The sequence below is a fragment of the Actinophytocola sp. genome (assembly GCF_036002505.1).
Lineage (GTDB): Bacteria > Actinomycetota > Actinomycetes > Mycobacteriales > Pseudonocardiaceae > DASYTH01.
The window spans coordinates 1-22,018 of the sequence record NZ_DASYTH010000286.1 but is presented as its reverse complement, the minus strand read 5'-3'; the positions used below and the strand labels follow the sequence as shown (position 1 = coordinate 22,018).

The following is a 22,018-nucleotide window of genomic DNA, read 5'->3' as shown; positions in this document are numbered from 1 at the left end:
GTTCCCGGGCGAACCGGTCGCCGACCCGGCCAGGGTGCGGCCTCCGATAACCTCGCGCCGTGAGCGAGTACCAGTACTACGAGTTCGTGGCCGTGGACCGGCCACTGGACGACCGGCAGCTCCGGGAGTTGCGCGCCCTCTCGACCCGGGCGCAGATCACGCCGACGAGCTTCGTGAACGAGTACCACTGGGGCGATTTCCGCGGTGATCCACCGGTGTTGATGGAGCGGTACTTCGACGCGTTCCTGTACCTGGCCAACTGGGGGACGCACCGGCTGATGTTCCGGCTGCCGGCGCGGGTGCTCAACCTCGAGACGGCGCAGCGTTACTGCGACGGTGACTACGTGTCGGCCCGCCCCGCCGGTGATCACGTGATCCTCGATTTCCAGTCGGAGGACGAGAGCGGTGGCTGGGTGGAGACCGGCGAGGGCTGGCTGACCTCGCTCGTCCCGGCCCGCGCCGAGCTCGCCACCGGTGATCTCCGCGCGCTGTACCTTTCGTGGCTGCTGTCCGCGCAGTCCGGAGAGCTCGACGACGACGAGGTGGAGCCGCCGGTCCCGGCCGGACTCCGGTCGCTGAGCGCCTCGCTGTCAAGCCTCGCCGACTTCCTGCGCATCGACGCCGATCTGCTGGACGTGGCCGCCACCGCGAGCAAACCCTTGCGGGTGGCGGACCTTTCGGAGGCGGTGGTCGCGCGCTGGGTCGACCGGCTGCCCGAGCGGGAGAAGAACGACCTGCTGGTCCGCGTGATCCAGGGCGACGGCGGCGGCGTGCGCACCGAGTTGCTGCGCGGCCTGAACGGTCCGGCCGGCACCCACGCCGGCCACCGAACGGTCGGCGAGCTGCTGACCGCCGCGGAAACTCACCGCGTGGCGCGTGAGCGTGAGGCCGAGCGGCAACGCGCCGAAGAGCGCGCCCAGCGTGAGCTCGCCGCCGCGACCGCCCGCGAGAAGCGGCTGGAAACCGTTGCCCGGCAAGAAGAACGGATCTGGCGGCAGGTCAGCGAGCTGATCGACACCAAGAAACAGTCCGAATACGACTCAGCCGTCGCCCTGCTCGAGGACCTCCGCGCCGTCGGCGAGCGCACCGACCGAGCCGAGCAGTTCGAACGCCGCGTCCAGGAGCTACGCCTCACCCATCGCCGCAAGCCCAGCCTGATCGACCGCCTCGACCGCGCCGGCCTCGGTCAGCGCTCGCCGGCCTCCGCGGCCTCGAGCAGATCCAGGTAACCGTGCACGGCATCCCATAGATACTGCTCCGGGTGGATGCCGTCGCCCTTGTGTTCGGCGCGCCAGTCCCGCTCCCAGAAACCGTCTCGTACTCGCTTGAGGTGAGCCAAGCTCGCGTCGAGTTCGGTCGCCAACTGTGCGACCAGCTCATCCCCCGACGGCGCTGGCAGACGGAACGGGGCAGCCTCCCCGCGGGTGAGTGCGTCCAGCGCACGCTCGTCCACGCCATCGGTCGACCAGATGCGCAGCGGCCGGCGGATGACATGGTTTGACACCGGCCACGCCGCCGGCCGCCAGTAGCTGTCCACCGGAGTCCGGTCGAGGCGAAGCTGGTGCGCCAACCACGGGTACGACCGCGGCCGCGTACCCCACGTCAGCTCGTCGGTCGGTACGTCGAGCACGAACGCCACCTGAACGAAGTCCTGGTCGCCGGTCCCGTCGAGCACCGCCCCGAACGCATAGGCCGAGTGCATGATGGGCTCGTCGACCGGGAACCGCATCAGCTCCTGGCAGCTCTCGGCGATCGCTCGAAGGCGTCGAACAGCGGTCGCGTGGTGCACGGCCACATCCTGCCGCAGCAGTGCGACGAAAGCGTCGTCCCTCACCGTGGCCGGGGTGAGTGACGCTTTCATCGCACCAGGGTCGCGGTCACGACCTGCGATCGTCCTGAAGGAGCCGAACGGCATCGTCCAGCGAGCCGACGAAGTCCACTTCCGACGCTGGGTGTCGGGTCCGCCGTCGCGTCGGGCGCCGGCTCGCGACGGTCCGGTCCTCGGCGCTGATCAACAGGGTGTCGACGCGCCAGCGGCTCTCCCGCTTGCCGCCTACCAGAGTGCCGATGATCTCGCCGAACCGCCACGGTGGCTCCATCTCCAGCAGCGGCCGCAGACCCGGGTAGCGGGCGAGGACCTCGTCATCGGTCAGCATGACACTCCTTGGGAGACATAAAATGAGATCCTAAGTTCGTCCGCAGCAGATAGCTCCTGTCCAAGTTACGAAGCACACGATCAGGTGATGGTCCGACGCGCCGACCGCCGGATAGCGTCCGGCCATGCCCACCCAGACCGTCTGCCGGCTCCTCCTCGGCAACGAGCTCCGCCGCGCCCGCGAGAAGCTCGGTCGGACACCCGCCGAAGCCGCCGACGTGATCGGCAACAAGGCCACCAAGATCAGCCGCATCGAGCTCGGCCAGAGTGGCCTCGGCAAGGGTGACCTCACCCTGCTCCTCGACTACTACGACATCGACCCCGACCGTCGCGAGGTCCTCTTCGAACTCGCCCGCAACAGCCGCGAACGCGGCCGCTGGTCCGGCTACCGCGAGGTCTTCCCCGAGTGGTTCCGCATGTTCGTCGACCTCGAACAGGACGCCGAGCAGATCCGATCAACCAACGTGGAGGTCATGCCGGGCTTGCTACAGACCGAGGCTTACGTGCGAGCGCTGCAGTCCGAACTCGACCGTGACGAGCACACACGGGACATCGAGCACGGAGTGCGCGCCCGTAAGGAGCGCCAGCGGATTTTCACCAAGGATGATCCGCCGGAGTTCGGCTTCATCCTGTCCGAGTCCTGCCTCCGGCGGGTTGTCGGAGGTCCGGCCGTCATGCGTGACCAGTTGGTGCACCTGCAGAAGCTGAGCCGCAAGCGCAACATCCAGATACAGGTGCTGCCGTTCGACGCGCCGACCTACGTGGGCCGAGTCGCCTACCGGTTTACCCTCCTGCAGATCCCAAGCCCCGGGACCGCATCGCCGTTGGAGTTCGCCTACGTCGAAAGCTACGACGACGCGCGCTACATCGATGACAAGCAGGCAGTGCGAAACTACGTTGGTCTGTGGAACCGGCTGCAGGCTGCTGCCCTGGGCCCAGTGGAGTCTCGAAGGCTCATCGGGGAGGTGGCCGAGCAGTTCGCGCAGGCCGTCTGAAAGGACCTCCCGATGTCCGCCCACACCTTCCCCGAAGCCACCTGGCGCAAGTCCACCCACAGCTCCGGCAACGCCGAGTGCGTCGAGGTGGCCCGCCTCCCCAGCCGCGTCGGCGTCCGCGACTCCAAGCACTACGCGGTTGGTCCAGTGCTGAGGTTCCCGTGCCGCGATTGGTCCACCTTCACCAAGCAGCTGACGTGAGATAGATGCCCGGTCTGAGCCGATAGGGTACTACCTGAGTCGCCGAGTATGCTGATCAAAGAGTCGGCTAGTCGTGCGACTCCAGACCTAGGGATTGCAATGATGCCGATGTTTGCGAACGGGCCGTCGCCATTGGGTGATTCAGGTGAGTGATGTTCTTGGCTGGCGCCCTGTCCGGCTCGCTGACGTAGCGGGATTGAGGTTTGGCGCAACTCCGTCTCGCAACGTGCCTCGTTATTGGTCTGATGCGAACAGCGGGTATGCCTGGGCATCAATCGCCGATCTCAGGACGAGTCCCGTTCTCAAAACGGCTGAAAGGATCTCTGAGTCGGGCGTCCAGAGTAGCTCCGTCAGCCTGATAAAGGCAGGTACGCTCCTCATGAGCTTCAAGCTGACAATTGGCCGAGTTGCGCGTGCTGCCATTGATCTTTACACAAACGAAGCTATTGTCGCGATCGAAGGTCGCCGGGAGCAAGTCGATGACAGGTGGTTGTATCATGTATTGCCTGGCGTTGCGAATGGTGCGATCGTGGACCAGGCTGTCAAAGGAGCCACACTAAACAAATCGAAGCTTGAGCGACTCATTCTGAGTCTTCCTCCGATCAGTGAGCAGCGAAAAATCGCGGACGTTCTTGATGCCATCGATGATGCCATCTGCTCAAAGGAGCGGGTGATTGCCAAGCTGGAGCGGGCCAAGTTGGGATTGATTCGCGATTTGATTGCCCGCCACACAGGCGGAGGTGGCAGCACGCACGAGGGTCGCACGCCTGAATGGCAAATGCTTCCGCTGGAGTCGGTTGCGGAGGTGTCGCGGGGGAAGTTCACGGCCCGGCCGAGAAATGATCCACGCTATTACGGTGGTGAGCATCCATTCATTCAAACAGGAGATATCGTTGCAGCTGGCGATGAGCCTATCCTTGAGGCTAGCCAGTCTCTCAACGATCTCGGTGCGAGCGTGAGCTCTTGCTTCCCGGCGGGCACTATTGCTGTCACTATCGCTGCTAACATCGGAGATACGGCAACGCTTGGGCGTCCCATGTACTTTCCGGACTCGATTGTTGGAGTCGTAGTGCAGCAGCCGCACGTTGGTCGATTTATCGAACTATGTTTGCGGTTGGCCAAACCGTTATTGGAGGCAGGTGCTCCCGAGAGTGCGCAGAAGAATATTAATCTACAAGACTTGCGTCCACTCTTGATTCCGGTGCCCGAGCCAGCCGAGCAGCACAGAATTGCGCGTGCTTATGAATCATTTCAAGTCGAGGTTCGCAGTGTGCGAGCTTCACTTGAGAAGCAACAGGCGGTCAAGCAAGGATTGGTGTCTGACCTGTTGACGGGTCGGGTGCGGGTCAAGGCGGACCTTGCTGGCTGACCCCGATCGGCTGCGGGGCGTAGCCCGGACGGGTCGTCGTGTGGGTATCTTGGCTCGCTACTGTGATGACTAGCTGGTGGGTCACCGGGTCTAGGCTCCTGACCAGGTCAGAGTGCCTGTTTCGGGACTCATGGGGTAGACTTCCTGCATGAGGCGGTGTTAAACGCGGGTTTGAGGCGGGTGAGGGAGGTAGATCATGCTCCTGACGTTCCGGGTCGCCAACTACCGGTCGATACGTGAGGAGCACACGCTCTCCTTCCTCTCGGGTGGGCTCGACGGCGAGGCGGTCCGTCGGACCGGGGTCCGTTTCGATGGCCGGGAGATCGGGGTGATCCCGACTGTCGGGATCTTCGGAGCCAACGCCTCGGGTAAGTCAAACGTGCTCAGCGCCCTTCGGGCGATGCGGCACGCCGTGCTCAGCTCCATGGCGGACTGGGTCAGCTACAGCGGCGTGCCCAGGGAGCCGTTCGCCCTCGATCCAGCATGCCGCGATGAGACGACCCTGTTTGAGGTCGACCTGCTCCTTGGCAAGAACAAGATCCGTTACACCTACGGGTTCGAGCTGTCCGACGAGCGGGTGGAGGCGGAGTGGCTGCACGCCTACCCCAACGGGCGGAAGCAGATCTGGTTCGACCGCGAGGCCGAGCGGGAGGGCGGCGAGGAGTTCCGGTTCCCCGGTGAGGGCCTCAAGGGGGTCAAGGAACGGCTTGTGGAGCTCACCCGGCCGAACGCCCTGTTCCTCTCGGTCGGTGCGACGTTCAACAATCCCCAGCTCGGGGCGGTGCACCGCTGGTTCGTCGACAACCTGTGGGCGGTGACCTCGGAAGATGATGTGTCCCAGCGGGTCGCGTACACCAGGGACATGCTGCTTGACCGGCGCAAAGGCGCCGGCTACCGGAAATTCGTCGAGTCGCTGCTGCGCGTCGCTGACCTGGGGATCGTCGGTCTCGAGGTCGACGCGGCGGCGCCCGGTGAGCAGCAGGTGCGGCTGCTGCACCGGGCGGGTGATGGCAAGCCAGTGGCGTTCGACTTCGTCACGCAGGAGTCGCTGGGTACGCACGCCTGGTTCGCGTTCCTCGGGCCGGTTCTGCAGGTGCTCGACCAGGGGCGGGTGCTGCTCGCCGACGAACTCGACTCGAGCCTGCATCCGGTGCTCGCTGCTGAGGTGATCCGGCTGTTCCAGGATCCGAAGGCCAACCGGACCGGGGCTCAGTTGCTGTTCACGACTCATGACGCGACGCTGCTGGGCCAGGGCACGGTGGGTCGCCCGCTCAGCCGGGACCAGGTGTGGATCACCACCAAGCGCAAGACCGGCGAAACCGAGCTGTACCCGCTCATCGACGCGCATCCGCGCAAGGAGGAGAACCTTGAACGCGGGTATCTGCGCGGTCGCTACGGCGGCGTCCCGCGAGTGACGTCCGGGGAGCTGGCGCGGGAGGTTGCCTACCTGGTTGAGAGCGCGGTGTGAGCAAGAAGCGACGCACCGACCCGAACGCGGACAGGCCCCTGCATCCGGGTCCCCGGCCACCGCGCGAGGAGCGCGTCTTCTATGTCGCGGTCGAGGGAGCGTCCACCGAGCCTGACTACCTGAGCTATCTCAATGACGAGTTCGGGCGGGATCTGCGGTTTCGGATCCATCCGCTGTGGCGGAGCAAAGGGCTGAAGCCAAGGGAAGTCGTCGAGGCGGTGCTGGCGCAGCGCAGCCAGGACGAGGGGGATGAGAAAGACGAGTTCTGGGCGTTGTTTGACCGCGATGAGCACGTTGGGATCCCTCAGGCCATCGCGAAAGCCAAGAAAAATGATGTCCGCATCGGGTTCTCCCATCCCTCGTTCGACTTGTGGTTGCTGCTGCATCTTGCTGCCTTCTCGGGGGCGCAGGGTGGGTCCAGCGTCATTGTGCACGAGAAGCTCCGGAAACATCCTGCGTTCGAGACGTTCGAACCCAACGGAGACAAGAGCATTCGAAATGAGCGTGTCGAGGCGCTCAAGGGCAAGGAGAATGTGGCCGCCAAGCGCGCCAGGAAGCTGACCAACGACTGCCCGAACCCGGCGTGCAACGAGAACGACGGACATGCTGATCATTGCGATCCGCTGTGCCGCGATCCCTCGACCGACATGTGGGAACTGCTGGTCGCGCTCAAGATCATCGAGCGCTGAGAGTAAGGTGAAGGACTTCAGGACCGAGGGAGGCACGTGGCCAGGCTGACGTTGTCCCAGTTGGAGCGGCATCTGTTCACCGCGGCCGACATTCTACGCGGCAAGATGGACGCGTCTGAGTATAAGGACTTCATCTTCGGGATGTTGTTCCTCAAGCGTTGCTCGGACGAGTTCCAGCCGCAGTGGCAGTCCAGCTACGACAGGATGCTCAAGCGCAAGGGTGGGGACGTCGCGAAGGCCCTGGAATGGGCGAACAATGAGGAGGCGTACGCGGATCACGTCTACGTTCCGCCGCAGGCGCGATGGTGGAAAGGTCCGCACCTGCGGAGTGCGCGCGACGCCGATCCGCCGAGGGGCCTCAACCAGCTCGACGCCAAGAATGACAACGTCGGTAGCGAGCTCGACAAGGCGCTGCTGGCCCTCGAGAACGGAAATCGGAGCACGCTGCGTGGAGTGCTCCGGCACATCGAGTTCAGCAAGGAGACCGGTCAGACCAAGCTCACCAACCGCGAGCTCGTCGACCTGATTCACCACTTCGACCGGTACCGGCTGCGGGATGTCGACTTCGAGTTCCCGGACATGCTCGGTGCAGCCTACGAGTACCTCATCGGCCAGTTCGCCGACTCGGCGGGCAAAAAGGGTGGCGAGTTCTACACCCCGCGGTCGGTCGTGCGAATGATGGTACGGCTGGTCGACCCTCAGCCGGGGGACAGCGTTTACGACCCGTGCGCTGGATCGGGCGGCATGTTGCTGCTGGCCAAGGAACATGTCGAGGAGCACGGCGGCGACGTCGAGCAGCTCGCCCTGTTCGGCCAGGAGAAGAGCGGTACCTCCTGGGCCATGGCCAAGATGAACCTGTTGCTGCACCGCGCCGGCGATGCCGACCTACGCAACGGGGACACCCTGATCGAGCCGCTGCATCAGGAAGCAAGCTCCCGGTTGCGCCGGTTCAGCAAGGTGCTGTCCAACCCGCCGTTCTCGTTGAACTACAAGGCGGATGAGGTGACGTTCAAAGCGCGGATGCAGTTCGGCTGGGCGCCGGAGACCGGCAAGAAGGCCGACCTGATGTTCGTCCAGCACATGATCGCAGTGCTGGAGCAGCGGGGTATCGCGGCCACGGTGATGCCGCACGGTGTGCTGTTCCGGGGCGGGGCGGAGCGGATGATACGTGAGCAGATGCTGGCGGCCGATGTCATCGAGGCGGTCATCGGTCTTGGGCCGAACTTGTTCTACGGCACCGGAATCCCGGCCTGCGTGCTGGTGCTGCGCAGTCCCGGCGGCAAGACAGATCCGCGCCGGCAGAAGCGGGTGCTGTTCATCAACGCCGACCGGGACTACACCTCCGGTCGCGCCCAGAACGACCTTGGACCGGAGCACGTGGAGAAGATCGTCACCACGTTCCACGAGTGGCGGGAGATCTCCGGCTACTCGAAGGCGGTGTCGGTCGACGAGTTGCTGGCCGAGGACGCCAACCTGAACATCCGCCGGTACGTGGACAACGCCCCGCCACCAGAGCCGCAGGACGTGCGCGCGCATCTGCACGGCGGGGTACCCAAGGCCGAGGTCACCGCCAAGGAGCGGTTGTTCTCCGCGTTCGGCGTCGACGTGCACACGCTCTTCGCCGAGCGGGAGCCGGCGGACCCGGATTACTACGACTTCCTGCCGGAAGGCCCGAAGCTGACCGCCGAGCGCATTGCCGGCCTGGCCGCCGTGCGTGAGGACGAACTGCGCGCGGCCTACGGCGACTGGTGGGGGAAGGAGGCGAAGCTGGTCGTCGAGCTGCCGGAGCACAAACGGTTGATGCTGCTCAGGAAGGACCTCCTGGACGGTTTCTCCGGCGCGCTCGTTCCGCTCGGGGTGCTGGACGAGTTCACCACCGGCGGCATCGTCGCCGGGTGGTGGATGGACAACCGTCACGACCTCAAGGCCCTGGCGGCCGGTGGGTTCGAGCGGGTGCTGGACGGCTGGGTGGACACCATCGAGGCCATGCTGGACCCCGTCGAGCAGCCCAACGGCAAACTCAGGAAGCCGACCGCCGCCGAGCGCCGGAAGGCCCTGGACCACCCTGTCGTGCCGCACCTGCTGCCGGACTTCCTCGCCGCGCTGGAGAAGGCCGACGCCGCCCTCGCCGACGCGGAGGCCGCCTACAAGAAGGCCAAGTCCGCGCTGGACGGTGAGGACGAGGAGGACGCCGACGAGGAAGCGGTCGATGACGCCGAGGACGGCGAAGTGACCCCCGCCGAGGTGGAACGCCTCAGGAAGGAGGTGTCCGCCGCCCGGACCAAGCGGAACAAGCTGGAGAAGCTGTTCAAGGAACAGCTCCAGGTGGCCGCGCAGGAAGCCGCCGCGTCCGGCGCCGTGACCGGCATCGTGCTGAAGGTTTTCGAGCGTGACCTGGCCCACCGGGTGGACCGTTACCTGGCCGCCGGCCGCGGTGAGCTGGTGGCCGCGTTCAACCTGTGGAGCGCGAAGTACGCCGTGTCGCTGTCCCAGCTGGAGGCTGAGCGGGACGCCGCGACACGCACGCTCGCGGGTTACCTGACCGAGCTGGGTTATGCGTGATCATGGATGACGGCGAAGTGATCGTCTTACCGTAGGGGACGCGTTGCAACCGGAACGGGACGAGGTCGAACGGCCGCTGATCGACCAACTCGTGGCGATGGGATGGACACACCTGCGCCACGCCGGTCCGGGTGAGTACACGCCGGGGTCGGACGAGTCAGGCCGGCAGACGTACGTCGATGTCGTCCTGCTCGAGCGGTTCCGCGAAGCCTTACGGAACATCAACGTCGGGCCGGACGGCCAGCCGTGGCTGGACGGCGACCGGATCGGCGCGATCGTCAACCAGGTCGTCCGCGACCCGGAAGCCGGCGTATTGGGCAACATCGCCTTCACCGAGCTGCTGACCGGGTCGGAGCTGACCGTTCCCGGTCTGCCCGACTGGAACGGCGGTGTCCGTCAACCCGTCAGGCTGGTCGACTGGGAGCACCCGGACCGCAACGATCTGCTCGTGGTGTCGCAGTTCCGGATCGACACCCCGGACGGGCCGAACGCCTACGTGGTGCCCGATCTGGTGCTGTTCGTCAACGGTCTGCCGCTCGCGGTGATCGAGTGCAAGGACCCCGGGCCGACCGCGGTGGACGATGCGGTCACCCAACTTCTCGGCTACGCGGGTGCCGGTCGGGCCACCGCGGTGCGGGACCTGACCAGGTTCGTTCAGCTGCTGGTCGGCACCGACCGGGAGGGTGCGCGGTACGGCACTATCACCTCGTCACACGAGCACTTCGCGCCATGGCGGCTGGTGGACCGGAATTCCGATGCGGTCATTCGCGACGAGGTAGCCAAGCCCGCGGACCAGCCGTTGCTGGCACAGGAGATCCTGGCCGGCGAGATGTTGCGGCCCGCCGTCCTGCTCGAACTGATTCGCGACTACACGGTGGGCCACTCGCTCGAGGGTCGAACCATCAAGATCGTGGCGAGGTGGCAGCAGTACCGCGCGGTGCGCCGCATGATCGCTCGGTTGCTCGAACGGCAGCGAGCCGTGACGACGAGCACGGTGGCGGACCACCGTGGCGGCGTCACCTGGCACACCCAGGGTTCTGGCAAGAGCCTCACGATGACTTTTCTGGTGCGTGTGCTGCGCGGGCACGAGGAACTCCGCGGATTCAAGGTCGTCGTGGTGACCGACCGGCTCGACCTGGAAGACCAGATCCTGCAGACGCTCGGGAGTACCGGTCAGACCCCGCGGCGGGCCACGTCGGTGGACGACGCCCATGATCACCTGGCCCGGGCGACTCCGGACCTGGTTCTCGTGACCATTCAGAAATCGCAGCGGGACGAGGATCTCGACGACGGCACGGAGGAAGCCCTCGACGGGCCGGCAGGCTCCCGGCTGAACACCCGGCTTGCCAATGACAGCAACGAAATCGTGGTGCTGGTCGACGAGGCGCACCGGTCCCAGGATGCCTGGCTCCACGCCCGGCTGCGGGCGAAGCTGCCGCACGCGGTGCTGATCGGGTTCACCGGGACCCCGATCCTGCGCGGCCGAAGGAAACGCACCGAGGACATCTTCGGTCCGATGCTGGACATCTACACCCTCAAGGATGCCGAGCGCGACGGCACGGTCGTCCCGCTGCGCTACGAGTCCAGGGAGGCTCCCGCAGAGTTGATCGACCGGGCCATCCTGGACGCCCGGTTCCTCGCGGCCGTGCCCGAGGGTGGCCCGGAACGCGCCGCGGCGATCGACCAGTTCGCCCGGCGCCAGGAGGTGCTCGAGGCCGAGGACCTGATCCGGGCCAAGGCCGAGGACATGCTCCGGCACTGGGTGCGCAACGCCCTGCCGGACAGGTTCTCCGCGCAGGTCGTTGCGGTGTCCCGGAAGGCTGCCGTGCGCTACCGGCGCGCCTTGCTGGAAGCGAGGGATCGGCTCCTCGCCGCGGCGGACGACCTTCCGGCGGAGATTCGACATGACCCGCTGGCCTGGGACGAGGCGGACGAGGAGACCCAACTCCTGCTGACCACCCTGCAGAATCGCGCGTTGCTATCGCGGATCACCGTGGTGTCGGTCATTTCGAAGGGCACCACGCCCGATGATCCGGACTGGGCCCTCTGGACGGATCGGGACCGTCATCGTGATCACATTTCCCGCTTCAAGCAGGGTCTCGGCGAGGTCATGCTGGCCGAGCCGGACGCCGCGTGGTCCGACCTGTCCGGCGAATTGCGTCACCGGCACCCGATCCACGACGGCGGCGGAGATCCGTGGGACGGGCGAGCGGTCGGCCGGCAGGCGGGAACGGACGCGGTGTACCGGGAGGGTGCACCCGCCGAGCCGATCGCGTTCATCGTGGTGCGATCGATGCTGCTCACCGGGTTCGACGCCCCGGTCGAGCAGATTCTCTACGTCGACCGCGAGATGAAGAGCGTCGAGCTCCTGCAGGCCATCGCCCGGCCGAACCGGCCGCGGAAGTACAAGGAGTTCGGCCTGGTCGTCGACTACGTGGCGATCTCGGCGAAGCTGGCGCAGGCGTTGGCCGACTACGACCCGGACCACCTCACCCGGGTCGTCGGCGACGCCCTGCCGAGCTCGATCATGGCTCCGCTCGATCAGGCCGTCGTGCCGGAGTTGCGCGAGCAGCACCAGAACGTGATGCGGCTGTTGGCCGGGCGTGGCATTCAATCCCTGTCGACCGCGGCGGAGCGGGAGGAACTGCTCGCCCAACTGGACGATCCCGAACTGCGTGCCTTGTTCGACGACATCACCAGGACGTTCCTCAGCGCCCTCAACGCCGTGCTGCCGCGTCCGGAGGCCCTGGCGTACCGGGACATCGCCCGCCAGTTGGGAACCGTGCAGTACCTGGCGCGGCGGCGTTACCGCGACTCCCGGGTCGAGTTCAGCCCGTACCGGTACGGCGCGAAGATCCGACAGCTGATCGATGCGCACATCCGTGCGGAGGGGGTGGTCCAGCGCATCCCGCCGGTGGAGATCACGGCGAGCGACTTCGCCGAGAAGGTCGACGCGCTGCCCGACGACCGGGCGCGGGCGCTGGAGATGAAGCACGCGCTGCGCGAGCATCTCAGCACGCGGATGGGCGCGGACCCGGTGACCTACCAGCGGCTGAGCGAACGTTTGGAGGAGATCCTCCGAGAGCTCGAGGAGGAGCACGACTACGGGCAGGCGGTCCTCGATCTGCTCGGACTCCGCAATGAGACGCTGGTCGCCGAGTACGTCGCGGCCGAGCACGACCTCGACCGGTGGACCGAGAGACCCATCCACAGCTTGCTGGAACGCCTGGCCGAGGAGCTCCCCGAGGCGACAGTGAGCCTCGACCTGGTATGGGTTGCTCGTGACCTCGCGACGCGGATCGGCGCCGAGGTGGGGCGACCGAACTTCCTGTACAACCACGCGGTGCGGGAGCAGGTCAGAAGGCGGTGGCTGAAGGACCTGGTGGAAGAAAAGGAGTTCCCGCCCGACGCCGCCCGCAGGACCGCGGACGAGCTTCTCGCGCTGGCCACGAACAACCGGGAGCGCTTCCTGAGACTGCATCGGGAGTCGCCATGACGGCTGCGTTCGAGGCCGCTGTTGCGGACATTGGTATGCCGGACCACTGGTCCTGGCGGGTCGAGGTGCGGTCTCGTCGCACGCTCGGGCTGGACGTGTTGCCGGACGGGTCGATCGTCATCGCGGTGCCACGGGCCGCCGACCCCGGCGAGGTGGCAAGGACCGTGCGATCTCGCCGGCTGTGGCTCGCGAACGCGCTGCAGCGCCGGGCGGCGCTGGCCGCCGAACACCCGGCGAAGGAGATTGTCGATGGTGAGGGGTTCGCCTACCTGGGCCGGAACTACCGGCTCCTTCTCGTTGACGGAGAAGGAGAAGGGGTGAAGCTCCGCGGTGGCTGGTTGAGGCTGTACCGCCCGGTCGATGAGCAAACCGGGGCGTCTGCTGTCGTCGACTGGTACACCGCCCAGGGGCAACGCTGGCTCACCGGACGGGTACGGGGATGGGCTGGTCGAATCGGTGTCCCTGTCCCACGGGTGAGCGTGCTCGAGCTGGGAACGCGATGGGGTCGACGGAATAGGGACGGTTCGGTCACCTTTCACTGGGCCGTCATGCAGCTCCAGTCGGACCTTGTTGATCTCGTCGTGGTGCATGAGCTCGTTCACCTGGTGGCGCCGCACCACGACAGCGAGTTCCGTACACGCCTTCTGTTGGCTCTCCCGGATGCCGAGCGACTGGAGGCATGCCTGGCCGACAACGGCCGCCAGGTCTGGATCGGGGCCGTACGCGCCGCACGCCGCGACTGAGTCTCAGGTCGCGAAGCCGCGAGGGCGGCAGCAGCGTTTGTACTTGAGGTTGGAGCCGCACCAGCAGGGGGCATTGCGGTCGGGGGGCCAGGGGGCGGTGGCGGGGTGGGAGGTTTCGGCGTAGGTGGTGAGGGTGGTGGAGGTGGGGGTGCCGGCGGCGATGTGGGTGGTGAACTCGTCGAAGCTCGCGCGGGTGAGGGTCGCCGGGTCGCGGGTTTCGGCTAGGTGGGCGAGGGTTTGTTCGGTGGTGGTGCGGTGGTCGTCCCAGGTGGGGCCGAGGTGGGTGGCGAGGGTCGGCCAGGTCGTGAGGGCTCGCTCATGGTCGGGGCGGGGCCAGAAGATCAGGCGGGTGGTGTCGTCGTGGAGGGTGCGGAGCCGACCGAAGGCGGTGGAGAGGGCGGGGACGGCGTAGTTGGGGTTGCGGTCGTCGCCGGTGCGGACGCGGTGGACGGCGTGGGCGAGGCGGGCTTGCTGGGCGCGGTGGCCGGATTGCTCGGCGAGGAGGTGGCCGGCGGCGTAGATCTTGAGGGCGGCGGCGTGGTCGCCGGCGGCTTCGAGGGCTTCGGCGTAGACCTCGTGGTCGAAGGCGTCGGTGCGGCCGGTGGCTTTCAGAGCCGCGAACACGGTGGCGGCTTCGGGGGCGCGGTCGGTGTCGACGAGGAGTGCGGCGAGCCAGGCGGCGGGGTCGACGTCGTCGGGGTCGTGCAGGCCGGCGGCGACGGCGGCGCGGAGGGTGGCTTCGGCGTCGGCGTCGCGGCCGAAGTGGCGTTGCAGCTCGCTGATGACCACGGTGGCGTGGGTGGGGGTGAAGTTGTCGCCGCGCAGGGTGGGGTCGGCGATCGCGGCCCGGATGCGCTCGATGATCGGGTCCGGGGTGCCGGCGTCGTCGGCTTCGGTGAGGGCGGCGGCGAGGTCGGCTTCGGAGATCCGCTCGGCGAGACGCATCGGGCGAAGGTACCGCCGGCGGGCGGTCAGTGCTCGGCGAGGGCGGAGCGGATCTTGTCGGCGTAGGTCTCGGCGGGGTGGTCGGCGTCGTAGCGCTGGCGCGGGCCGAGCCAGAAGCGCAGGCCGTCCTTGTGGTGCCGGGGGATGACGTGCAGGTGGAGGTGGGGGACGGACTGGCTGATCACGTTGTTGATCAGGATCATGCTGCCGGCGGCGCCGAGGCCGTCCTCGACCGCGCGTTCCAGGCGTTGGGCGAGCTGGAAGAACGGCGCGACCGCCGAGGCGGGGAGGTCGCTGAGGATCTCCAGGTGCTGCTTGGGGACCAGGAGCACGTGGCCGCGGAACAGCGGGCGGTGGTCGAGGAAGGCCAGGGTGTCGGCGGTCTCGTGGACGTGGGTGGCGGGCAGGTCGCCGGCGATGATGGCGCAGAACGTGCAGCGGGCGTCGCGGCGGCTGGGCATGGCGGGAAGTGTAGCGGCGCGAATTCGAAGTGATTCGACTCACATTCGAGCGGCTTTCTAGGTGGCCGCAAGAGCATTGATGACAGCTCATGGAAATGGGGTTGATCATGAATTCTTCCCAGCCGGCGCCGGACTGGTTACGCGAGCTGGCCGCCGCCCGGGCGCGGTATCAGGAACTGCTCGGCTGGCCGGTTTCCGTGCAGGTCGGGCAGCGCAACCTGGTGGTGGAGGTCGGCCAGGTCCTGGTCGCCATCGCCATGCCGGCCGCGCTCGGCGCCCGGGTCCGCGCCCAGCTGGGCATTTCCATGGTGTCCGCCGCGCCGATTATCGCCAATCCGGACGGTACCCGGTGGACATTCCTGGCGAAATCCGGATCGTCCATTCGCCCGGCCGTCGCCGACCGCCTGGCCGACTCGGGCGTCCACCTCGCGCCCTGGGGCAGCTACGTCGTGATCCCCCCGGGGCTCTCTAGCTCCACCACCCGCGTGGAGCGGTGGATCGACGCCCCGCAACCCAACCGCGCGCTGCCGCAGGCGTGCTCGGTCGTCGCCCTCACCCGCCGCCTGACCTACGGCCAGCCGCTCGAGTTGAGCGCCTGAGCCAGCAACGCAAGACACCCGGCGGGCCGAAGCTGATGAAGAATGGCGGGGTGGCCGACCTACCGCCCCCCGTCTACCTGCTGATCCTCGGTGATCACCTGCCCGATCCGCGCACCGGGCGGGTGATCACCGAGGAGAAGCGGTTGCGGGCCGTGGTGCGGCAGGCGGTCGTCGCGGAGGAGTCGGGGTTCACCGGGGTGGCCATCGGCGAGCACCACTTCATCCGATACATCGTGTCCGCGCCCGAGCTGGTGCTGTCGGCGATCGCGGTGCAGACCAGCACGCTGCGGCTGTCCACCGGGGTGACGCTGCTGGCCCACCGCGATCCGGTGCTGGTGGCCGAGGAACTGGCCACGCTCGACGTGCTCTCCGGCGGCCGGGCCGAGCTGATCGTGGCGCGCGGGATCTCGCAGGAGACCGACGCGGCGTTCGGGATCCCACCGGCCGAGCTGCGCCCCCGCTTCGACGAGCATTTGAGGCTCCTGTTGCTGCTGCTGGAAAAGCCCGAGGTGTCGTGGAGCGGGCGGTTCCGGGTGCCGCTCGAGGGGGTGACGACGACGCCCCGGCCGGTGCAGGAGCCGCGGCCGCCGGTGTGGATCGGCAGCGGCTCGGCGGTGTCCGCGGACCTCGCCGCCGAGCTGGGCCTGCCGCTGGTGCTGCCGAGCACGCTGCGCGACCCGGCCACGCACGTCGAGATCGTCGAGCGCTACCGGAGCCGGATCCGGGGCAGCGACGGGCGGGTCGCCCTGCCCAGCCACGTCTTCGTGGCGACGGACGCGGCCGCGGCGCGCACCCGGTGGCGGCCGCATCTGGCCACCTACGCGGCGTTCGCCAACGAGTGGCGCGGGGACGGAACCGAGCTGGACATGGACACGCTGATGGACGGTCCGGCGGTGTGCGGCGACCCGGCGGAGGTGGCCGGCCGGCTCAACCAGCTCGCCGACCTGCTCGGCCTCGACGCCCACCTCGTCATCGTCGACATCGGCGGGCTCCCGCAACCGGACGTGCTGGCCGCTATCCGCCTCTTCGGCGCCGAGGTGCTCCCCCAGCTGCGGAGCGGAGTGCGATGAAAGCGTCGTTCCTCACGTGGGGCGCGAGGAACGACGCTTTCATCGCTTTCACCTCCCCCGATCAGGCCGCATCGGCGAGCAGTTCGTCCTCGTCGGACTCCTCGGCCACCGTGGGTTGGGACTGCAACAGGGTGACGGCCAGCACGAGAGCGACCGCGACCGCGACCGCGCCGATGCCGAACGCGAGGTGGAAGCCGCTGGTGAGGGCGGCCGCCGGGGCCGAGCCACCGGCCAGCTGGCTGGTGGTGCGGGCGGTGGACAGCGTGGCCAGCACCGCCAGGCCGAGTGCGCCGCCGACCTGGGCGGTGGTGTTGACCAGGCCGGAGGCGAGCCCGGCGTCGCTCTGCGTGGCGCCCGACATGGCCAGCGTCATCAGCGTCGGGAACGAGAGCCCCGCGCCGATGCCGACCAGCAGGATCGCCGGCAGCAGGTCGGCGAAGTACGTACCGCCGACCGGGAGCCGGGTGAACAGCACCAGGCCGACCAGGATGAGCACCAGCCCGACGATCAGCACCGGGCGCGGGCCGAACCGGGTGATCAGCCGCGCGGAGAGCCCGACCGACAGGCCGCCGATGGCCAGCGCCGTCGGCAGGAACGCCAGGCCGATCTCCAGCGCGCTGTAGTTGAGCACCTTCTGCATGTACAGCGTGCCGAGGAAGAACATGCCGAACATGCCGGCCACCATCATGATCTGGATGAGGTTCGCCCCGGACACGTTGCGGGAGCGGAAGATCCGCAGCGGCAGCAGCGGGTTGGCGGCCCGGGTCTGGCGCACCACGAACGCCACCAGCGCCGCGACCGCCAGCGCGCCGAGGCCGATGGTGTGCAGCGAACCCCAGCCGTGCTCGTCGGTCTTGACGATCGTGTAGACGCCGAGCATCAGCGCGCCGGTGACCAGGACGGCCCCCAGCACGTCGGCACCCTCGCCGAAGCCGATGCCCCGGTCCCGCTCCACGAGCCGGTTGGTGAGCACCGCGGCCACGATCCCGATCGGGATGTTGACGAAGAAGATCCAGTGCCAGTTGAGGCTCTGGGTCAGGACACCGCCGGCCAGCAGGCCGACCGAGGCACCTGCCGCGGCGACGAAGCTGAACACGCCGATGGCCCGGGCCTGCTCGCCGGGCTCCGGGAACATCGTCACGATCATGCCGAGGGTGACCGCGGTGGCCATGGCCCCGCCGACGCCCTGCACGAATCGTGCGGCGATGAGCATCTCCGGGCTGCCGGAGACGCCGCACAGGATCGAGGCGACGGTGAACACGCCGAGCCCGATCAGGAAGATGCGCTTGCGGCCGATGAGGTCCCCGAGCCGCCCGGCCAGCAGCAGCAGACCGCCGAAGGCGATCAGGTAGGCGTTGACCACCCAGGCCAGGCTCGACTGGGAGAAGCCGAGGTCGTTCTGGATGGCCGGCAGCGCCACGTTCACGATTGTCATGTCAAGGACGATCATGAGCATTCCGGTGCACAGCACGATGAGTGCCGCCCACCGGGAGTCTCTGGTCGTCGGGTTGGACGAGGTCTGGGTCACGGATCCCCTCCTGGTCGTGAGTTCCAGGTGAGACCGTAGCAGATGGTTTCGTACGGGACGATCTATTTGCGGACGAACTACGCCTTGGGCGAACGCCGTCTCACTGGGCGGGAACAGGGCACCGCCGTCGACAACCGTCCGTTCACCAGTCGTACCAATCCGGTGAGGAACGCCTCGCGCTCGTCCTCCGGCAGCGCGTCGAGCACGTCGTCGTAGATGCGCTCGACCACCTTGTGCGCGTCGGCGACCATCCGCTCACCGGCCGGGGTGACCGAGATGATCCGCGCCCGGCGGTCGTGCGCGTCCGGCCGGCGCTCGGCGAGCCCGGCCTTCTCGAGCTCGTCCATGGTGACCACCATCGTGGTCTTGTCCAGGTTGCACAGCTCGGCCAGCCGGATCTGGCTCAGGTCGCCGGCCTCCAGGGCATGGGACAGCACGCAGTAGTCGCGCTGCGAGACCCCCAGGTTCTCCAGTCCCGCCGTAAGCTCGGTCATCAGCACGTGGCTGGCCTGCCACAGCAGAAACATGAGGTCGCGGTCGGCATCGACCCTCACCCGTGTGCCCATACACACAAGCGTAACAAATATCCATCTACTACGGGATCATCTATTGGCCTGACGAGTTCGGCCTCGTGATCACCTCCTTCAGGCCGCGGGAACGTTGGTGTGCCGACGGGTGCGGGCCAGCCGCTGCCGGGTCTCGGTGTCCTTCGGCGTGTAGACCGACATCCGCAGGTCACCCTCGGCCGGCACGCCGAGCTCGGTGTTGACCAGAGTCAGCAGCCCGACGTCGGGATGCACGAACTGCCGCACCCGCTCGGCCGGACCGGCCACCTCGTGCCGGGCCCAGAGCTCGGCGAAGTCCGGACTGTGCTCCTCCAGGCGCCGGATGTCCTCCTCCCACTCCGGCTCGCCGACGTGTTTGGCGTACTCGGCCCGCAGCCGGGCCACCAGGTGCGGCGCCTCCTGCTCGTAGTTGACGAACTCCTGGCGCCGGTTCGGCTCGGCGAAGACGCACCACAGCGAGTTTCCGTGCACGCAGGGCAGGTTGTGCCAGGAGGTGAACAGGTCCGCCCACGCCGCGTTCTTCGCGATGACGTCGAAGCGTCCGTTGTTGAGCGCCGCGGGTAACGGATCCAGCGCGGCCAGCATCTCGTAGACGGCCTCCGACACCGTGCCCGGTGCCGCCGGGTATCGCGGGGTGGCCTCGGCGAGCTGGTAGAGATGCTCGCGCTCGACCACGTTGAGCCGCAGCGTCCGGGCCACCGCGTCGAGCACCTGGGCGCTGACGTTGATCGACCGGCCCTGCTCGAGCCAGGTGTACCAGGTCACGCCCACGCCGGCGAGCAGGGCGACCTCCTCCCGGCGTAAGCCCGCGGTGCGGCGCCGGAAGCCCGGTGGCAGGCCGAAATCGTCCGGACTCAGCGCCGCCCGGCGAGCCTTCAGGAACTCACCGAGGGCCGCCCGGCGCGGTGGTGCGGAGGTCGCTGTCACGGTCACGGGACTATCCTCCCCAGGGGGTCTGACAGTTTTGGAGAAGGCACTGCCGGAGAAGCCGCTGCCGGTGGAGTCCGTCAGCCTTAGCCAGGTGTTGCCAATAACAGCACCAACCGGCTCTCGGTACGAATTTGTTTCCGGCGGCAGGGTCGACCCATGACCACCACCCCGGATGTCCGAGATGCCGCCCGGCCGGCGCCGGCGGGCCAGGCGAGCGCGTGGCTCATGCTCACCGTGCTGCTCGCCGGCCAGTTCATGGCCCTGCTCGACGTGACCATCGTCAACGTCGCCATGCCCACGATCCGTGCGGACCTCGGCGCCTCCGGCTCCGCGCTGCAGCTGATCGTGGCCGGGTACACGGTCAGCTACGCCATGCTGCTGATCACCGGCGCCCGGCTGGGGGACCTGTTCGGCCGGCGCCGGATGTTCCTCACCGGGCTCTTCGTGTTCACGCTCAGCTCGCTGCTGTGCGGGCTCGCGCCGGACACCGGCACCCTGATCGTCGCGCGGTTCCTGCAGGGGGCCGGCGCCGCGCTGATGGTGCCGCAGATCATGAGCATGATCCAGATCAGGTTCGCCGGCCCGGCCCGGGCCACCGCGCTCAGCGCGTACGCCGCGGTGATCGCGGTCGGCGCGATCGCCGGCAGCATCCTCGGCGGGGTTCTGGTCGACGCCGACCTGTTCGGCACCGGCTGGCGGCCGGTGTTCCTGGTGAACGTCCCGTTCGGACTGATCGTGGCCGCGCTGGTGCCGCGGCTGGTCGCGCCGGACGGGCCGCGGGGGACGCGCCGGCTCGACCTCGCCGGGCTGGCGGTGGCCGTGCCTGCGGTGTTCCTCGTGGTGCTTCCCCTGGTGCTGGGCCACGAGCAGGGCTGGCCGGCGTGGACGTTCGGGTGTGTCGTAGCCGGCCTGGTGCTGGTCGCGGCGTTCGTCGCGGTGGAGCGCCGGGTGGCCGCGCGCGGTGGGGATCCGTTGCTGCGCCTGGATGTGCTGCGCGCGCCGGGGCTGCGCTCCGGGCTCGGCGCGGTGGCCGCCGGCATGATCGCCTACGGCTCGTTCCTGTTCATGTTCACCCTGCACCTGCAGGGCGGGCTCGGCGACAGCCCGCTGCGCGCGAGCCTCACCTTCGCGCCGGCCGGCGCCGCGTTCGGCCTGTTCGGTTTCTACTGGCGCAAGCTCCCCGGGCGGATCCACCACCTGCTCACGCCGACCGGCTTCACCCTCGCGGCCGGCGCCTACCTGCTGGTTGCCGCCACGCTCCGGGCCGGCGGGCACGGCGGCGCGCTGCTCCAGGTCGGCCTGATCCTGTTCGGCGCCGCCATGGGCGCCGCTTTCAGCCCGCTGCTCACCAACGCGCTCGTGCACGTGCCGCTCGCCGAAGCCGCCGACGCCAGCGGTCTCGTCACCACAACCGTCCAATTAGGACAGGTGATCGGCGTGGCCACGTTCGGCAGCCTGTTCCTCACCCTCGCCGGCCACACCGGCCCGCACCCCTCGGCCAGCGCCCTCACCGAGACGTTGCTCTGGCTCGCGGCCACCCTCGCCCTGGGTGTGCTGGCCGCCGTGGCACTTACCCGGGCCGTGGTCCGCGCCCGCCGCGCCACGAGTTGATCGGATGAGGGTGCGTGGCTCTGGTGGGACACTGCCGGTCGTGAACTTCAATCAGGTTCGGGTTCGATGTTCGGGGGGACGAGGGTGACCGGGAGATCGTCCCGGTGGATGGCGTCGCGCTCACCGAGTTGATCGACCGATTCGAGACCGCGGCGGGTTTGCATGCCACCGGTGGTCATTACGGCGGCCTTTTCCCGCGGCGCTTCCGGTTCGGTCCCATGGCCGGCCACTATCTCGGCCGGACCGCCGGGGAGGCGGAGCCGAAGACCGTTTTGCTGGATTGCGGCATGTGTGGCGAGTGGGAATGTTGGGGAAGTGATGGTTGGCGGGGTCGGAAGGAGAGCAACGTCACGTTGCGTCCCTTGCCCCGTACCCCCGCAAGATCAACTCAGCGTGTTGGTGATCTGCAAGCCCTAACGTCGCACTCCGCGGTGATCCACCACCTGGGCCCACCAATTCAGCGTAATGCGGGCGAATCAGCACATTAGCGGCTCTTCGAACTTGATCGGGGTGTGACGCCTCTCAGTGGCTGTGGGTGAGTGGCTGGTGGGGGTGGGTTGGTGGGGCTCGTGGCTGTTGTTGATCATTCCTGTTGTCGACGCAGGATCACAACAGAACAGCCACGAGCAT

General features: G+C 67.7%; 19 protein-coding genes. 12 read left to right on the top strand and 7 right to left on the bottom strand.

The annotated features are described in order from the left end of the window. The first annotated feature begins 59 nt into the window (after positions 1-59). Positions 60-1,229, top strand: coding sequence for a hypothetical protein (locus VGR06_RS24940; protein WP_327561542.1), 1,170 nt, complete (start codon positions 60-62; stop codon positions 1,227-1,229). On the opposite strand, the gene VGR06_RS24935 is transcribed toward VGR06_RS24940, so the two are convergent. Together VGR06_RS24935 and VGR06_RS24930 are read right to left on the bottom strand one after the other, a co-directional pair. Beyond that, positions 1,187-1,861 carry a DUF7711 family protein gene (locus VGR06_RS24935; RefSeq protein ID WP_327561541.1) on the bottom strand — a complete coding sequence of 225 codons (675 nt, stop codon included), beginning with the start codon at positions 1,859-1,861 and terminating at the stop codon, positions 1,187-1,189. The genes VGR06_RS24940 and VGR06_RS24935 overlap by 43 nt on opposite strands. A gap of 16 nt (positions 1,862-1,877) precedes the next feature. Continuing rightward, positions 1,878-2,156: a hypothetical protein gene (locus VGR06_RS24930; protein WP_327561540.1), complete on the bottom strand. Its 279-nt coding sequence runs from the start codon at positions 2,154-2,156 to the stop codon at positions 1,878-1,880. Positions 2,157-2,280: 124 nt separating this feature from the next. Between VGR06_RS24930 and VGR06_RS24925 the strand changes: the two genes are divergently transcribed. The 8 genes from VGR06_RS24925 (at position 2,281) to VGR06_RS24890 (ending at position 13,678) form a co-directional block, all read left to right on the top strand. Further along, positions 2,281-3,150, top strand: a complete 870-nt coding sequence (locus VGR06_RS24925; RefSeq protein WP_327561539.1) for a helix-turn-helix transcriptional regulator — start codon at positions 2,281-2,283, stop codon at positions 3,148-3,150. Between the two features lie 12 nt (positions 3,151-3,162). After that, positions 3,163-3,351 (top strand): DUF397 domain-containing protein, encoded by a 189-nt coding sequence (locus VGR06_RS24920; protein ID WP_327561538.1) that lies wholly within the window; start codon positions 3,163-3,165, stop codon positions 3,349-3,351. 136 nt (positions 3,352-3,487) lie between these two features. Further along, entirely contained in the window at positions 3,488-4,720 is a 1,233-nt protein-coding gene (locus VGR06_RS24915) for a restriction endonuclease subunit S (RefSeq protein WP_327561537.1), read from the top strand. Between the two features lie 196 nt (positions 4,721-4,916). Further along, positions 4,917-6,188 carry an ATP-binding protein gene (locus VGR06_RS24910; RefSeq protein ID WP_327561536.1) on the top strand — a complete coding sequence of 424 codons (1,272 nt, stop codon included), beginning with the start codon at positions 4,917-4,919 and terminating at the stop codon, positions 6,186-6,188. Next, positions 6,185-6,877, top strand: a complete 693-nt coding sequence (locus VGR06_RS24905) for an RloB family protein (RefSeq protein WP_327561535.1) — start codon at positions 6,185-6,187, stop codon at positions 6,875-6,877. Before VGR06_RS24910 ends, VGR06_RS24905 begins: the two co-directional genes overlap by 4 nt. Before the next feature lie 36 nt (positions 6,878-6,913). Beyond that, a complete protein-coding gene (locus VGR06_RS24900) occupies positions 6,914-9,439 on the top strand; it encodes a class I SAM-dependent DNA methyltransferase (RefSeq protein WP_327561534.1) in 2,526 nt (841 codons plus the stop codon). A 43-nt stretch (positions 9,440-9,482) separates the two neighbouring features. Next, entirely contained in the window at positions 9,483-12,935 is a 3,453-nt protein-coding gene (locus VGR06_RS24895; protein ID WP_327561533.1) for an HsdR family type I site-specific deoxyribonuclease, read from the top strand. Next, positions 12,932-13,678, top strand: coding sequence for a M48 family metallopeptidase (locus tag VGR06_RS24890; protein WP_327561532.1), 747 nt, complete (start codon positions 12,932-12,934; stop codon positions 13,676-13,678). The genes VGR06_RS24895 and VGR06_RS24890 overlap by 4 nt, the downstream gene beginning before the upstream one ends. Positions 13,679-13,681: 3 nt before the next feature. Here the strand turns inward: VGR06_RS24890 and VGR06_RS24885 are convergent, their stop codons facing one another. Together VGR06_RS24885 and VGR06_RS24880 are read right to left on the bottom strand one after the other, a co-directional pair. Next, entirely contained in the window at positions 13,682-14,623 is a 942-nt protein-coding gene (locus VGR06_RS24885; protein ID WP_327561531.1) for an SEC-C metal-binding domain-containing protein, read from the bottom strand. A 26-nt stretch (positions 14,624-14,649) separates the two neighbouring features. After that, entirely contained in the window at positions 14,650-15,084 is a 435-nt protein-coding gene (locus VGR06_RS24880) for an HIT family protein (protein ID WP_327561530.1), read from the bottom strand. A 107-nt stretch (positions 15,085-15,191) separates the two neighbouring features. Here VGR06_RS24880 and VGR06_RS24875 point away from each other — a divergent pair, with 107 nt between their 5' ends. Together VGR06_RS24875 and VGR06_RS24870 are read left to right on the top strand one after the other, a co-directional pair. After that, positions 15,192-15,683, top strand: coding sequence for a hypothetical protein (locus VGR06_RS24875; RefSeq protein WP_327561529.1), 492 nt, complete (start codon positions 15,192-15,194; stop codon positions 15,681-15,683). A gap of 50 nt (positions 15,684-15,733) precedes the next feature. Then, positions 15,734-16,753, top strand: a complete 1,020-nt coding sequence (locus VGR06_RS24870) for an LLM class flavin-dependent oxidoreductase (protein ID WP_327561528.1) — start codon at positions 15,734-15,736, stop codon at positions 16,751-16,753. 61 nt (positions 16,754-16,814) lie between these two features. Here VGR06_RS24870 and VGR06_RS24865 read toward each other — a convergent pair whose 3' ends face one another. The 3 genes from VGR06_RS24865 to VGR06_RS24855 form a co-directional block, all read right to left on the bottom strand. Beyond that, a complete protein-coding gene (locus VGR06_RS24865; RefSeq protein WP_327561527.1) occupies positions 16,815-18,281 on the bottom strand; it encodes an MFS transporter in 1,467 nt (488 codons plus the stop codon). A gap of 77 nt (positions 18,282-18,358) precedes the next feature. Further along, positions 18,359-18,847 (bottom strand): MarR family winged helix-turn-helix transcriptional regulator, encoded by a 489-nt coding sequence (locus tag VGR06_RS24860; RefSeq protein WP_327561526.1) that lies wholly within the window; start codon positions 18,845-18,847, stop codon positions 18,359-18,361. Between the two features lie 78 nt (positions 18,848-18,925). Continuing rightward, positions 18,926-19,780, bottom strand: coding sequence for a helix-turn-helix transcriptional regulator (locus VGR06_RS24855; RefSeq protein WP_327561525.1), 855 nt, complete (start codon positions 19,778-19,780; stop codon positions 18,926-18,928). Positions 19,781-19,933: 153 nt separating this feature from the next. On the opposite strand from VGR06_RS24855, the gene VGR06_RS24850 reads away from it, so the two are divergent. Further along, positions 19,934-21,388 carry an MFS transporter gene (locus VGR06_RS24850; RefSeq protein WP_327561524.1) on the top strand — a complete coding sequence of 485 codons (1,455 nt, stop codon included), beginning with the start codon at positions 19,934-19,936 and terminating at the stop codon, positions 21,386-21,388. Positions 21,389-22,018: the final 630 nt, after the last annotated feature.